Annotated in this window: 9 protein-coding genes; 8 read left to right on the forward strand and 1 reads right to left on the reverse strand. The window is 74.9% G+C overall.

The genetic code is table 11. The annotated features are described in order from the left end of the window. Positions 1-26 precede the first annotated feature (26 nt). The 7 genes from HMPREF2863_RS03800 to HMPREF2863_RS03830 all read left to right on the forward strand — a co-directional run bounded on the left by HMPREF2863_RS03800 (position 27) and on the right by HMPREF2863_RS03830 (position 13,319). A complete protein-coding gene (locus HMPREF2863_RS03800; RefSeq protein ID WP_193762976.1) occupies positions 27-485 on the forward strand; it encodes a 23S rRNA (pseudouridine(1915)-N(3))-methyltransferase RlmH in 459 nt (152 codons plus the stop codon). Continuing rightward, positions 478-5,901 carry an Lhr family ATP-dependent helicase gene (locus tag HMPREF2863_RS03805; protein WP_070638053.1) on the forward strand — a complete coding sequence of 1,808 codons (5,424 nt, stop codon included), beginning with the start codon at positions 478-480 and terminating at the stop codon, positions 5,899-5,901. The genes HMPREF2863_RS03800 and HMPREF2863_RS03805 overlap by 8 nt, the downstream gene beginning before the upstream one ends. Before the next feature lie 293 nt (positions 5,902-6,194). After that, positions 6,195-7,121, forward strand: a complete 927-nt coding sequence (locus HMPREF2863_RS03810; protein WP_070638056.1) for a DNA-formamidopyrimidine glycosylase family protein — start codon at positions 6,195-6,197, stop codon at positions 7,119-7,121. Between the two features lie 192 nt (positions 7,122-7,313). Then, entirely contained in the window at positions 7,314-8,543 is a 1,230-nt protein-coding gene (locus HMPREF2863_RS03815; RefSeq protein ID WP_070638059.1) for a glucose-1-phosphate adenylyltransferase family protein, read from the forward strand. 23 nt (positions 8,544-8,566) lie between these two features. Then, complete coding sequence (locus tag HMPREF2863_RS03820) at positions 8,567-9,676, forward strand: pseudouridine synthase (protein ID WP_067190344.1); 1,110 nt, start codon at positions 8,567-8,569, stop codon at positions 9,674-9,676. Beyond that, positions 9,673-10,269 (forward strand): DedA family protein, encoded by a 597-nt coding sequence (locus HMPREF2863_RS03825; RefSeq protein ID WP_067190346.1) that lies wholly within the window; start codon positions 9,673-9,675, stop codon positions 10,267-10,269. The genes HMPREF2863_RS03820 and HMPREF2863_RS03825 overlap by 4 nt, the downstream gene beginning before the upstream one ends. 2 nt (positions 10,270-10,271) lie before the next feature. Continuing rightward, positions 10,272-13,319 carry an MFS transporter gene (locus tag HMPREF2863_RS03830; protein ID WP_070638062.1) on the forward strand — a complete coding sequence of 1,016 codons (3,048 nt, stop codon included), beginning with the start codon at positions 10,272-10,274 and terminating at the stop codon, positions 13,317-13,319. A 151-nt stretch (positions 13,320-13,470) separates the two neighbouring features. Here the strand turns inward: HMPREF2863_RS03830 and HMPREF2863_RS03835 are convergent, their stop codons facing one another. Beyond that, positions 13,471-13,779: a hypothetical protein gene (locus HMPREF2863_RS03835; RefSeq protein ID WP_070638065.1), complete on the reverse strand. Its 309-nt coding sequence runs from the start codon at positions 13,777-13,779 to the stop codon at positions 13,471-13,473. Positions 13,780-13,846: 67 nt separating this feature from the next. Between HMPREF2863_RS03835 and HMPREF2863_RS03840 the strand changes: the two genes are divergently transcribed. After that, the gene (locus tag HMPREF2863_RS03840) at positions 13,847-14,959 is read left to right on the forward strand and encodes an NADH:flavin oxidoreductase/NADH oxidase (RefSeq protein WP_070638069.1); all 1,113 of its coding nucleotides are present in this window, start codon (positions 13,847-13,849) and stop codon (positions 14,957-14,959) included. Positions 14,960-15,054 lie beyond the last annotated feature (95 nt).

The raw sequence follows: 15,054 nt of genomic DNA on the forward strand, positions 1-15,054 counted from the left end.
CCGGGGCGGGTGCCATGATGGGACGCATGTCCGTAAAGGTGTTGGCCGTCGGCAAGAAGCACGAGTCCTGGGTGTCCGAGGGGATCACCCGGTATGAGAGGCGTCTGAAGAAGCCCTACGACCTCACGTGGCAGCTGCTGCCCCACTCCTCCCGGCAGGACGAGTCCGCCCGCACCGAGGAGTCCGAGCGCATCCTGGCGAAGATCACCCCGGCCGAGCACGTGGTGCTGCTGGACGAGCGCGGCAAGGGCTTCGACTCCCCCGGCCTGGCCGCGCACCTGCAGCAGCAGTTCGACGCCGGCAGGCCGGTCACTGTGGTCATCGGGGGCGCCTACGGGGTGGACGAGACGGTCCACGCCCGCGCGAACCGCGTGTGGTCCCTGTCCGGACTGGTCTTTCCCCACCAGCTGGTCCGTCTGATCCTCGCCGAGCAGGTCTACCGGGCCCAGGAGATCTCCGCAGGACGGCCGTACCACCATGTCTGAGCCCCAGGCCGAGGCCGTCCTCGGCCGGTTCACCGCCCACACCCGCACCTGGTTCACCGGCGCCTTCGCCGCCCCCACCGCCGCGCAGCTCGGCGCCTGGGAGGCGGTGTCCTCCGGCCGCAACGCCCTGGTGATCGCCCCGACCGGCTCCGGCAAGACCCTCTCCGCCTTCCTCTGGGCCCTGGACGGCTTCCTCCGCGAGCCCGTGGCGGAGGGGGACGCGGCGCCCACCAAGGTCCTCTACATCTCTCCGCTGAAGGCGCTCGGCGTGGACGTGGAGCGGAATCTGCGCGCCCCGCTGATCGGCATCACGCAGACCGCCCGCAACGCCGGTCAGGAGGTTCCGGACATCCGGGTGGGCGTGCGCTCCGGGGACACCCCGGCCGCCGAGCGGCGACGCCTGGTGCAGGACCCGCCGGAGATCCTCATCACCACCCCGGAGTCGTTGTATCTGATGCTCACCTCGCGTGCCCGCTCGGCGCTGGCGGGGGTGCGCACGGTGATCGTGGACGAGGTCCACGCGGTGGCCGGCACCAAGCGCGGCGCCCACCTGGCCCTGTCCCTCGAGCGCCTGGACGCGATGCTGGACAAGCCCGTCCAGCGCATCGGCCTGTCCGCCACGGTGGAACCGGCCTCCGAGGTCGCCCGGTTCCTCGGCGGCGTCCAGCCGGTGGACGTGGTGCGTCCGGTCTCCGAGAAGCGCTGGGACCTCACCGTGACCGTGCCGGTGCCGGACATGACGGACCTGTCCCTGCCGCCGCAGCCGGGCACCGCCCAGGGAGGGGCGGCGGGCGCCCCGGATGCGCTGGGTGGGCAGGCCGGCACCGCCGGAGCGGCTGCCTCCGAGCCTCTCGGCGGCTCGATCTGGCCGCATGTGGAGGAGCGGATCGTGGATCTGGTGTCCCGGCGACGCTCCACCCTGGTCTTCGCGAACTCCCGCCGCCTGGCCGAGCGCCTCACCGGACGGCTCAACGAGATCTGGGAGGCACGCCAGGAGGCGGCGAGGACCCAGGCGGAGGCGGGTGCCGTCGTCGGGGATGAGGGGGACGACGACGGCCCCCCGCCCGGGTCCGCCGACCGGGCACCCGTCCGCCTCGGGGACGTCCTGACCGAGGCGACCGGGCTGGGCCCGGCGACCACGAGGCCCGCACCCGCGCAGCTGATGGGCGGCGCCGGCGCGGACTCCGGGACGGTCTCGGACTTCGCCCGTGCGCACCACGGCTCGGTGTCCAAGGAGCAGCGGGCGATCGTGGAGGAGGCGCTGAAGACCGGACGGATCCGGTGCGTGGTGGCCACCAGCTCGCTGGAGCTGGGCATCGACATGGGCGCGGTGGACCAGGTGATCCAGGTGGAGTCGCCGCCGTCCGTGGCCTCTGGGCTGCAGCGCGTGGGCCGTGCCGGACACCAGGTGGGCGAGGTCTCCCGCGGCGTGTTCTTCCCCAAGCACCGCGGGGACCTGGTGGACACCGCGGTGGTGACGGAGCGGATGCGGGCCGGGCGGATCGAGGCGCTGCGGATCCCGGCGAACCCGCTGGACATCCTGACCCAGCACACCGTGTCCGCCGTGGCGGTGCAGGACCTGGAGGCCGAGGAGTGGTTCGACCTGGTGCGCCGGGCCGCACCGTTCGCCACACTGCCGCACGCGGCGTTCGCCTCCGTGCTGGACCTGCTGGCCGGCAAGTACCCCTCGGACGAGTTCGCCGAGCTGCGCCCGCGCATCCTGTGGGACCGGGAGGCCGGCACGCTGACCGCCCGCCCGGGGGCGCAGCGGCTGGCCGTGACCTCCGGCGGCACCATCCCGGACCGCGGCCTGTTCGGGGTGTTCCTGGCCTCGGACGGCGGGGCCGAGTCCGGGGCCCCCGGTGCGGCCGACGGGGACACCGGCGAGTCCGCTTCCGGCCGCGGTGACGCCGGTTCCGCCCGCTCCGGCGGGCGTCGCGTGGGCGAGCTCGACGAGGAGATGGTCTACGAGTCCCGTGTGGGGGACGTGATCCTGCTGGGGGCGACCAGCTGGCGGATCGTGGACATCACCGCGGACCGGGTGCTCGTGCTGCCGGCCTACGGCGAGCCCGGGCGGCTGCCGTTCTGGCGCGGCGACGCCGCCGGGCGTCCGGCCGAGCTCGGCGAGGCGGTGGGCGCCTTCCGCCGTGCCGTGGACGCGGACCCGGAGACCGCCGGGACGCGCCTGGCCGAGGCCGGTCTGGACGACTGGGCGCAGGAGAACCTGCTGACCTACCTGCGTGAGCAGCGCGAGGCCACCGGACAGCTGCCCACCGAGAAGACGCTGGTGGTGGAGCGGTTCACGGACGAGCTGGGCGACTGGCGGATCGTGCTCCACTCCCCCTTCGGCATGGCCGTGCACGCCCCCTGGGCACTGGCGGTGGGCGCACGCCTGCACCAGCGGTTCGGGATCGAGACGAGCTCCGGCGCCGCCATGGCCGCCGACGACGGGATCGTGCTGCGCCTGCCGCTCATGGACGGGGACCCGCCCGGCGCGGAGCTGTTCGAGTTCACCGCCGAGGAGCTGGAGGAGATCGTCACCGCAGAGGTCGGCGGCTCGGCGCTGTTCGCCGCGCGGTTCCGGGAGAACGCCGCCCGCGCCCTGCTGCTGCCGCGTCAGAACCCCGGCAAACGGACCCCGCTGTGGCAGCAGCGGCAGCGGTCGGCGCAGCTGCTGGACGTGGCCCGCAAGCACCCGGACTTCCCGGTGATCCTGGAGACCGTTCGCGAGGTGCTGCAGGACGTCTACGACCTGCCGGCGCTGAAGGACGTGGCCGGTCGGATCGCCGACCGCTCGGTGCGCATGGTGGAGGTGACCACGCCGAGCCCGTCTCCGTTCGCGCAGTCCCTGCTGTTCGGGTACGTGGCGCAGTTCATCTACGAGGGCGACTCGCCCCTGGCCGAGCGGCGGGCCGCCGCCCTGTCCCTGGACCCGGCCCTGCTCAACGAGCTGCTCGGCACCGCCCAGCTGCGCGAGCTGCTGGACGCGGACGTCATCGACGCCGTGGAGCAGGACCTGCAGCGGCTCTCCCCGGACAGGCGCGTGCGCGGACTCGAGGGCGTGGCGGACCTGCTGCGGCTGGTCGGCCCGCTGAGCCCGGCCGAGGCCGCGGCGCGGCTGCGGCCGGAGGAAGAGGAGGCCGTCGCATCGGAGGGTGAGGAGGCCGTCTCATCGGAGGGTGAGGGCGCCGCCTTGGCGCCGGAGGAGGGCCACGACGACGGGCGCCCACCCGAGCCCCCCGCCTCGCCGGAGGCGGGGGCCAGGTCGGAGGACGGCCGTGGAGCGGCCTCCCCGGAGACCGCTCTGGCCCACCTGGACGAGCTGACCCGCACCGGGCGCGCGTTCCGGTTCCGGCACGGCGGGGTGGAGCGCTTCGCCGCGGTGGAGGACGCCGCCCGCCTGCGCGACGCCCTGGGCGTGCCCCTGCCGATGGGCGTGCCGGTGGCGTTCCTGGACCCGGTGGAGGACCCGCTCGGGGACCTCGTCTCCCGGTACGCCCGCACGCACGGCCCGTTCACGGCGGAGGAGGCGGCGTTCGCCCTCGGCCTCGGGGCGGCCGTGGTGGTGCCGGTGCTGCAGCGGCTGGCCTCCGAGCGCCGTGTGGCCCAGGGCGCCTTCCGGCCGGAGGGCACCCCCGGGGCCGCCGGCCCGGACGCCGAGTGGTGCGACGCCGAGGTGCTGCGGCGGATCCGCAGGCGTTCCCTCGCCGCGCTGCGCGCCGAGGTCGAGCCGGTGGACCAGGCCGCATACGCCCGGTTCCTCGCGGACTGGCAGCACCTGCGGGCCAGGCCCGGCCGGGCCGGCACCGCCACCCTCGAGGGCGTGGACGGGGTGGCCGTGGTGCTGGACCAGCTGGCCGGCATGCCCCTGCCGGCGAGCGCCTGGGAGTCCCACGTGCTGCCGGCCCGCGTCCGCGACTACACGCCGAGCATGCTGGACGAGCTGCTCTCCACCGGCGAATACGTGTGGTCCGGGGTGGCCCCCGGCACCGGCAACGACGGCTGGGTCGCCCTGCACCCCGCCGACGCCGCGGACCTGACCCTGCGTCTGCCCGAGCCGGAGGACGGGGCCGTGGGCGCAGGCAGGCCCGCGGACGGCTCCGACGGCGGTGTCCGGTCCACCGGAGAGACGCCTGCGGCAGCGCCCGAGCACACCGCCCTGCAGGCCGCCGTCCTCGAGGTCCTCGTCGGCGGGGGCGCCTGGTTCTTCGGCCCGCTCGTCGAGCGCGTGCGGGCCGCCCGCCCGGCCGCGAACGGCCCCGACGTCCTCGACGCCCTCTGGCAGCTCGTCTGGTCCGGGAAGGTCGGCAACGACACCTTTGCGCCCGTCCGCGGCCTGCTGTCGGCGGGCAAGACGGCGCACCGCACCGGTCGGCAGACGCCCCGGGCCCGCACCGCCCGCCTCGGCGGGGGCCTCGGTCCCACCGGCACGGGCGGCCGCGGGCTGTCCGGACGCCTGGCCGGGGTGCGCGGCCGGGGCCGCTACGCCGGTCTCGCCGGCGTCCGCGGGCAGTTTGAGGACCTCTCCCCCGGGCTGGCGGGGATGTCCGCGGCCCAGACCGCGCGGGCGGCCGGCCGCTGGTCCCTGCTCATGGCCCCGGAGCCGGACCCGACCCTGCGCGCCCACGCCACCGCCGAGCTGCTGCTGGACCGCTACGGCGTGATCACCCGCGGTTCCGTGGTGGCCGAGGAGGTCCCCGGCGGCTTCGCCGGTCAGTACCGGCTGCTCACCCGCATGGAGGAGGCCGCGCAGGTGCGGCGTGGCCACTTCGTGGACCGCCTCGGCGGCGCCCAGTTCTCCACCGGCGCGGTGGTGGACCGGCTCCGTCAGTTCCAGAAGGACGGCGACGGCCCCTCCCCCGCGTCGGACGACGTCGCCTCAGGCGAGGTGTCGCAGCTCGGTGACGCCGGTGCCGATACCTGGGCAGGCTCCTGGGGTGCGGGCGAGGTGAGCCCGCTGGGACCGTCGCGGGCCGCGGCGGGTGCGGGGCCGTCGTCGGGAAGCGGGCGCAGGACGCAGGAGCGTGGCCCGGCCGCGTGGGCGCTGGCGGCGACCGACCCGGCCAACCCCTACGGTGCGGCCCTGGACTGGCCGGCCGTGCCCGCCGGGCCGGACGGGGTGCCGCCCACCGGACAGCGGCCGGGACGCAAGGCGGGGGCGATCGTGGTGCTCGTCGAGGGCGCGCTGGCGCTCTACGTGGAGCGCGGCGGACGGACGCTGCTGGCTTTCTCGGATGATCGGGCGGCGTTGCAGGCGGCCGCGGGGGCGCTCGTGCACGCGCTGCGGCAGGCAAAGACCGAGAAGCTGGCGCTGGAGAAGCTCAACGGCGGGCCGCTGCTGGGCACCCCGCTGGCCGAGGCGATGCTGGCCGCCGGGTTCTACTCGAGCCCGTCGGGGCTGCGGTACCGGGGGTGAGCCTGCCCCATGCGGAAGCCTTCGATCCGAAGCAGAGCGCTCCTGGCAGGCTCTGGATCGGAACGAAGGCGTAGGCGCCGGAGCGCCCCACTCCCGGACACCCTCGATCCGAAACAGAGCGCTCCTGGCAGGCTCTGGATCGGAACGAAGGCGTAGGCGCCGGAGCGCCCCACTCCCGGACACCCTCGATCCGAAACAGAGCGCTCCCGGCAGGCTCTGGATCGGAACGAGGGGTACATCCGGCAGCCTCTGGATCGGAACGAGGGGTTCATCGCAGCGGTAGCCTCGGACCCATGCCCGAAGGCGATTCCCTCTTCCGCCTGGCGCACCGGCTGCGGCCGCTGCTGGCCGGCCGCGCGCTCACCCGCGCCGAGCTGCGCGTGCCCGCCCACGCCACCGCGGACCTGACCGGGTGGACGGTCGCCGCCGTGGAGCCCCGCGCGAAGTACCTGCTGATCCGCCTCACCCCGCCGGCCGACCGCGCCGCCGAGGCCGCCGAGCCGCTCACCCTCCTGAGCCACCTGAAGATGGAGGGACGCTGGATCGCCACCGCCCTGACCGACCGCTGGCCCGCTCCCGGCTGGCAGATCCGCGCACTCCTGGAGACGGCCGAGCACCGGTTCGTCGGGGCCCAGCTGGGCCTGCTGGAGCTGATCCGCACCGCAGACGAGCAGCAGCGCCTCGGCTTCCTCGGCCCGGACGTGCTGGATCCGGCCTGGGACGCCCCACCCGGCCCAGACGGCCTGCGCCCCGCCGACCGTCTGCTCGCCGAGTCCGTCGCCCGCCTCACCGCGGACCCCGCCCGGCCCGTGGGGCTGGCGCTGCTGGACCAGCGCCTGGTCTCCGGCATCGGCAACATCTACCGGTGCGAGTCGCTGCTGCTGGCCGGGATCGACCCGCACCGCCCGATCGGCGAGGTCCAGGACGTGGCGGGGCTGATCGAACTGAACCGCAGACTGCTGCAGGCGAACTGCCCGCCGTACGCGCCGTCGTCGTCACGCCCTCGGCGGACCACCGGGGTCAGGCCGAACCCGGCCGCCCCCTTCGGAGTGGAGGTGCTCCTGGGCTCCCCGCCAGCGCCGCGCACCCCCGACTACTGGGTGTACGGGCGGCAGCGGCAGGGGTGCCTGCGCTGCCGCGGACCGGTCGCCCGGGAGGAGTTCGGCTCCCCGGAGGACGACTCCCGCCGCCTGTTCTGGTGCCGCACCTGCCAGCGGTGAGAGGTCCACGGACGCCGGTCCGGCCGGGCCCCGCCGTCCCCGCCCACGGACCTTCTGCCCCGCGTTTGATATGCCGGGGCTGTGTGTCGGACAGGCGGGAGACCCCTCTCATTTACGTGTCATCCGCGGGCTCCTAGTGTTCACCTCGCGCATGGGAAAGGCCCATGACCGGAAGAACCCACGGAGGCCACCATGGCAGACCCGTTCCCGCAGGACCCGTTGACCGCCACGGTGGCCCTCGTGTTGGCCGGAGGCAAGGGCAGCCGCCTGGCCCCGCTGACGGACGCGCGCGCCAAGCCCGCCGTGCCCGTGGCCGGCCAGTACCGGCTGATCGACGTGGTGATGTCCAACCTGGCCCACTCCGGGATCCGGGACGTGTGGGTGGTGGAGCAGTACCGCCCGTTCACCCTGAACCAGCACCTGGCCATGGGCCGCCCCTGGGACCTGGACGGCACCCGCCACGGCCTGCGCCTGATGCCTCCGGCCGAGGGCCGGGACGAGGAAGGCTTCGCCGCGGGCAACGGCCACGCCCTGCACCAGCAACTCGCCGCGGTGAAGGCCTTCGGCGCAGACACCGTCATGGTGCTCTCCGCCGACCACCTCTTCCAGATCGACCTGCGCCCGGCCCTGGCGGCCCACCATGAGCGCGGCTCCGAGCTGACCGTCATCACCACCGAGACGGACGAGGACCCCTCGCGCTTCGGCGTGGTCCAGGTCGACGCCGACCACCGCGTCACCGACTACGACTACAAGCCCCGCCACCCGAAGGGGAAGCTGGTGGCCACCGAGGCGTTCATCATGGACGTCCACGCCCTGGATGAGGTCCTGGACTCGCTCATCGCCGAGGCCCGGGAGCAGGCGGCCGCCGGCGAGGGGCCCGAGAACGAGGACGCTCCGGAGGGCAGCGCACTCGGCGACTACGGCGAGTCGATCGTCCCGGCCCTGGTGGCCCGCGGCAGGACCCACGAATACCGCCACGAGGGCTACTGGCGGGACATCGGCACCCTGGACGCCTACTACAAGGCACACATGGAGATCCTCGCTGGCAACGGCTTAGACCTGGACCGCCCCGGCTGGCCGTTGCTGACCAACCACCGCCCCGTGCCGCCGGCGCGCATCCACCCCGGTGCCGAGGTCTCCGGATCCCTGGTGTGCTCCGGCGCCGTGGTCCACGGGACGGTCACCGAGTCGGTCCTCGGCCCGGGCGTGGTGGTGGAGCCCGGCGCCACCGTGCACCGCTCCATCCTGCTCGGGGACGCCGTGGTGCCCGCGGGCGCCCACCTGGATGCGGTGATCGCCGACGTGGCCGCCCACATCCCCGCCGGCCGCACCGGCGAGAGCAAGCCGGGCCCGGGCAACATCACCGTGCTCACCCCGAGCACCCGCTGCGCCGACTCGGACGACGAGACCACCGGCCACTGAGCCCGTCTGGGAGGATGGACACCGTGCCCCTTCCCTCTCCGCTGCCCGTCCGCCAGGGCGTCAACGCCACGCGCCTGCGCCTGCCCATGACGGGCCCTGAGGCCGCCGGCACCGTGCAGGAGCATCTGGTCTCCCGCTTCGGCCACGTGGACCCGGACGGCATCCGCGGCCGCTTCGCCCGCGGCGAGGTGGTGGCCGCGGACGGCACAGCGCTGACCGCCGCCACGCCCCTCGGCGTCCACGAGTTCATCTGGTACTACCGGGACTTGCCGCAGGAGGAGCCGCTGCCGGTGCGGCACCGTCTCCTGCACCGGGACGAGCACCTCGTGGTGATCGACAAGCCGCACTTTCTGCCCACCACCCCCGGCGGCCGGTTCATCCAGGAGACCGCCCTGGTGCGCCTGCGCAACGAGCTCGGCCTGGACGACCTGGTCCCCCTGCACCGCCTGGACCGCGCCACCGCCGGCGTGGTCATGTTCTCCGCGAACCCCGCCACCCGCGGCGCCTACCACCTGCTCTTCGAACGCCGCCGCGCCCGCAAGGTCTACGAGGCCGTCTCCGCACTGCCGCCCGGCACCCTGGACCGCCTTCCCGACGACGGCCCCCTCCCCTCGGCCTCGACCCTCGCCTCCGGCGGGGCCGCACCGCGGCAGGACGGCGTCGGCGCCCCCGTGCTTGACCGGTTCCCCCTGACCGTCCGCTCCCGCATCCGCAAAGACAAGGGCATCCTGCGCTCCGTGGTGGAGGACGTCCCCGTCTCTGCCTCCGGCCGGGCTGCCGGTGCCGAGGTGAGGACGAAGAAGTCGAACCTCTCCCATGCCGGCGCCAACGCGGAGACCCACGTGGAGCTGCTGGCCACGGGCCGCTCTGCCGGGACGCTGGCCGGCGCCGAGGTGGCGCACTTCCGTCTGCATCCGCGCACGGGCCGCACCCACCAGCTGCGCATCCACCTGGCCGCCCTGGGCCTGGGCATCGCGTTCGACCCCTTCTACCCGGACCTGCTGGACGCCGCGCCGGACGACGTCGCCCGACCGCTGCAGCTGCTGGCCCGCGAACTGCGCTTCACGGACCCGGTGACCGGCCGGGACCGTGTCTTCACCTCCGAGTTCGAGCTGCAGGAGCGTCCCGCGTGAGCGCGCAGGAGCTGCTCGACGCCCTCGGCTGGTGGTTCCACCCGGTGACCGCCCTGCTGGTCGCCGTGGACGCCCCCTTCCCTCCGACGCCCTCAGAGCTGTTCGTGATCGGCTCCGGCGCCCTGGCCTCGGCCGGTTCCCTGTCCCCGGTGCTCTCGGTGCTGGCGGCCTGGCTGGGGTGCTGGGCCGGCGACCTCGGCCTCTATGCCCTGTTCCGCTACCGCCTGACGGACCTGCTGGACCGCTGGCGCTGGGGACGTGCCGTGCACCAGGGCATCCGCCGACTCCTGGTGAAGGCCGGCCCGGAGACCTCACTGACCGGGCTGTTCGTGCTCCGCTTCGTCTCCGGCGGCCGCACCGCCTCGGTGGCCGCGGCCGGCATCGGCGGCATCCGCTGGCGCGTGTTCCTGTGGTTCTCGGGTCTCGGTGCGTTGGTCTGGTCGGTCTACATGGTGGGCCTGGGCTGGATCACCGGGACGGCGACGGGTCTGCCGTGGTGGGCGTCGGCGCTGGTCGGCATGCTGTTGGGTACCCTTGCTGGAGCACTGATCGCAGGGATCGTGGCGCTCCGCCGCAGGTCCGGGAAGGGGTGAGCGTGGACCCGAACCGCCAGTCCGAGTCCTCTGCCGCCCTGGAGCGTCTGCGCGCCCGCCGCCGCACCTCGTCGCGCCCCGCGGCAGAGAGCGCCACGCAGGAGCCCTCCGAGGCTTCCCCGGAGTCCGCTCCGCTCCGTCTTCCCGACGACGGCTCCGTCGCCTCGTCCGCGTCCGTCGCCGACGACGCCCCGCGCCCGCAGGACGGTCAGGACAGCCCGGACGAGGAGACGCCGGCACCTCAGCAGCCGCGCCGCGCCCGTCCCCGTCGGGCCCTGGCGGCCCCCGGAGGCCTCTCCCGGAAAGAGCTCAGGCAGCACCGCCGGTACCTCTCCGGCGAGGTGATGCCCACGGACACCACGGAGACGAAGGCCCGCCGCGAGCGCCGCCGTCGGGACGTCTCGGACGTCCTCGACTCCCTCGGCAGCCCGCGCCTGAACCGCCTGGCGAAGCCTCTGGACGCCGCAGCGGCGCGCCTGTTCCCGGCCGTCCAGGACCCGGAGAAGACCAAGGCCGCCGAGGCCCGGCGTCGTGCTGCTGCCGAGAAGGCCGAGGCCCAGGCCGCCGCCCGTCGCGAGCAGGCGCGTGCCGCCGCAGCGCGCCGGGCCGAAGAGCTCGCCGCCGTCGAGGAGGCGGCCGAACGCCGGGACCTCCAGGAGCGCCACCGCCGCGAGACCGAGGCGGAGGCCCTGCGTGCGGCGGAGGAGCGCCGCCTGGAGGAGCGCCGCGCCGCGGACGACGAGCGGCGCGCCCAGCTGATGGAGCAGACCCGCCAGCGCGCGCTGGACATCGAGCGGCTGCGCCAGGCCGCGCTCGAGCGGCAGCGCCAGGCGGAGATCGACGCGGCCCTTGCCGAGAGCACGCCGCGGGCCGAGCGTGAGCCCCGCGAGCGTCGGGGCCTGTCCGAGGTGCTCGACTCCCTGGGCAGCCCGACTCTGCCGATCGAGCGGTTCACCGCCCCGCTGGCCGCGCCGGTCAGCCGCCTGATCCCGCAGGGGACCGACCCGGAGAAGCTCGCCCAAGCCGAGCAGAAGCGCCGTGCGGCCGAGGAGAGGCGCCACCAGGAGGCCGCGCGTCGGCGTGCCGACGCCGCAGAGACCGCACGCCGCCGCGCCGAGGAGTGGACCCGGCTTGAGGCCGCCGCCCGCGCCCGCGAGGACGAGGAGGAGGCGAACCGCCTGGCCGCCCTGCGCGAGCGCCAGACGGCCTCCGAGCAGCGCCGCCAGGCCCGTTGGGAGGCCGAGCAGGCCCGCCGTGCCGCGGAGCAGCAGTCGGTCCAGACCGAGGCCGAGGCCCGCGCCTCCGCGATCGAGGACGCCCGCCGGCGTCAGGCCGAGACGGAGGCCGCAGCCGCTCTCGCCGCCGCGCAGGAGGAGGAGCGCCGCCGCCAGGCCTCCCAGGAGTGGCTCGAGGAGACCGCCCGCCGGCGCCGTGCCGCCGCCGTGGCCGAGCAGCGCAAGGCCGAGCTCAAGCGCCGCCGGGAGGCGGAGGCAGAGCGTCGCAGGCGCGCCAAGAAGGACCAGAAGGCGGCCGCCGCCGCGGAGGCCGAGCGCCGCAAGAACGAGGAGGCGGCCCGCCGCGAGCGCGAGGCCGCCGCAGCCGCCGAGCGAGCCCGCATCCAGGCCGAGCGCCGCGCCCGCGAAGAGGAGTGGGAGCGTGAGCGGGACAGAAGACGTGAGGCCGAGGAGGCCGAGCGCCGCCGTCTCGCCGCGGAGGAGGCCGAGCGCCGCCGCAAGGAGCGCGAGGCCGCGGCCCGTGCGGCCGCCGAGGCGCTGGCCGCCGAGAGGGCCCGCGCCCGCCGCTGGGCGGGTGCCTACGCCGCCGCGTCCCTGGCCCGCGCCCGCGGCTGGGAGGACCGGCTGATCGCCGAGGAGGCCCGCCTCGAGGCCGAAGAGGCCGAGCGCCTCCGCCTGCACCAGGAGCGCGAGACCCGCGCCCTGCATCTCGCCGCGCACCGGCTGGACGGTTCCCTGTCCGTCCCCGGCCCGGAGGCGCGTCCGATGCTCGCGGACGTGGGCGAGCGCGTCTCGGACGACGAGCTCGTCGAGCGCGCGATGGCCGTGCTGCCCGAGTGGCGCCGCCGCGACCGGCTGGCCAACAAGGCCCGTGCCGTCGAGGCCGCCTCCGCCCGACGTCCGGACCCCGAGCAGGACGGCGAGCGTGCCCCCTACATCGCGCCGTACAACCTGCCGGTGCGGGAGCCGAAGGGCCGCGCCCATGGCGGGGACCGCGCTCGCCAGCTGTTCGTGACCGCAGCAGCGGCCGTGTTCATGCTGGCCGGGGCCTGGGGCATCGGGCTGCTCGGCCGGCTCGGCATCGATCTGCCCGGCTCCGGCGGCTACCTGACCGCCCATGACGGCCTGTACGGCATGCGCACCACCGTGCTCTCCCCGCTGTTCCTCCACGTGCTGACGTGGCCGCTGCTGTTCGCGCTGGTCGGCCTGTACGCCCTGCACCAGTGGGGCCCACGTCAGGGCTACGCCGCACGCCAGCGCGGCACCGGCTGGCTCGTGGGTCTCGCCCTGCTGTGCCTGGCCGCTTGGTTCCCCCTGACCATCCTGATGCCCGCCGGGATCTCCGTGGTGGCCTGGTTCGGAGCCCTCGTGTTCGTGGCCGCCGCGCTGCGCGGGTGCAACCTCGCCACCGCCCGCACCGCAGGGGAGCGGTTCTTCACGGACGGCACCGTGGGAGCCTTGGCCGGCTTCCTGGTGGGGTACGCCCCCACCATGGTCGCCCTGTCCCTGCACGCCTGGGGCGTGTTCGTCCCCGGCGTCCCACCGTCGGTGTGGGGCCTGGCGGGCCTGCTGGTGGCCGTGGCCGCCGCGCTGCGCCTGGCGCTGACCGAGCGTGGCCGCATGTCCGTGGCCCTGCTGTTCGCCGCCTCCATGGGGTGGCTGGCGATACCCCGGCTGCTCCCGGCACCGCTGGGCGCCCAGCAGACCGAGCTGATCGGCCTGCCCGCGATCTTCGCGGCGTTCCTGGTGATCATGGCCGCCGGCGCCCGCCGCTACCGCATCACCCAGGCCGAGAAGGAACTGCGCCGCCGCTGACGGCTCGGCGCCCTGACGCCGCAGGCCACCTCCACGGAGGCGACCGCATGACGACGGCGGCCGGCCGCCCGAGACGGGCGGCCGTCGTCGGGAATCGGGCGTCAGCCCACCGGAATGAAGCGGGCGTCAGCCCACCGGAATGAAGCGGCCCTCAGCCCACCGGAATCCAGCGCCCGCCGTCCCGACGGAGCACGTCCAGCCGGCCCGTGACGGCCACCTCTGCGACCGCCTCCGCCATGGTGACGGCGGCCCGGCGGGCCTCGGCGTCCTCGGCGCGCGGATGGGAGGCCGGCACGGTGATCCGCAGGACGATCCGCGGCACCCGGGACACCACCTCGATGTCCTTCGCCGCCACCTGGTGTGTGGCGGACAGCGCCGCCTCCGCGACGTCCATGACCTCCTCGGGCCGGTGGCCGGGCAGGAGGTCTCCGATCTGCAGGCGACAGCGGTAGGAGGGCATGACACCAGGGTAGGCGGGCAGCGAACAGCGTCCCGGCACGCAGCCGCCCCGCCGTAGTGTGAGTCCCATGACCGCTGAGGACACCGTCACCCCGCCCACCCTGTTCGAGCCGATCGAGATCAACGGGGTGCGCCTGCGCAACCGCCTGATCCTGCCGCCGATGTGCCAGTACTCCTGCGAGGCCCGCGACGGCGTCCCCCACGGCTGGCAGTTCCAACACCTCGCCGCACGGGCGGCCGGCGGCTTCGGCATGGTGGTGGCCGAGGCGACCGCCGTGACCCCGGAGGGCCGCATCTCCCCGTGGGACACCGGCCTCTGGAACGACGAGCAGGCGCAGGCCTGGGCCCCGATCTGCGACGAGATCGCCGAGCTCGGCGCCGTGCCGGCCATCCAGCTCGGCCACGCCGGGGCGAAGGCCTCCACCGTCCCCATGCACCCGGGCGTCCCGGCCGGACAGCCGATCCTCGAGGGCCCCGACTCCTGGGAGACCCTCTCCCCCTCCGGTGTGCCCACGAACTCGATGGAGATCCGCACCCACGCGATGCAGGTGGACGAGATCCGCGAGACCGTCCAGGCCTTCGCCGACGCCGCCGAGCGCGCCGACCGCGCCGGGTTCGGTGCCGTGCAGCTGCATGCCGCCCACGGCTACCTGATCCACCAGTTCCTCTCCCCGCTGACCAACACCCGCACCGACGAGTACGGCGGGGACTACGAGGGCCGCACCCGCTTCCTCAAGGAGATCGTGGCCGCCGTGCGCGAGGTCTGGCCGGCGGACAAGATCCTCGGCATCCGCATCTCCGGATCGGACTGGCGCGAGGACGGCTGGAGCATCGAGGAGACCGTCCGCCTCGCCCAGGAGCTGCAGGGACAGGTCCACTGGTTCGACCTGTCCTCGGCCGGCATCGGCGACACCTACAAGGGCCCCAAGGGACCCGGCTACCAGGTGCCGCTGGCCACGGCTGTGAAGGAGGGCACCGAGGGGATCGTCGTCTCCGCCGTCGGCTCGCTCACCGGCGCGCAGGAGGTGGCGGACGTGGTGACCGCCGGCCGCGCCGACGCCGTCTGCGTGGGGCGCGCCGCCCTGGCGAACCCGAACTGGCCGACCGCCGCCGCCCTCGAGCTGGACGTCCCCGAGGAGCAGGTGCCGATGGCCCGGCAGTACTTCCGCGCCAAGTGGTGAGCCGCGACGGAGGCGACGTCCCCGCCGGAGGTGGGGCAGCGTCGTCGGAAAGCGCCTGTGGAGGACGGTTCGCCGGACGCGGATTCGGATACTGC

This window comes from Micrococcus sp. HMSC067E09 (assembly GCF_001812555.1).
GTDB classification, from domain to species: Bacteria; Actinomycetota; Actinomycetes; order Actinomycetales; family Micrococcaceae; genus Micrococcus; species Micrococcus lylae.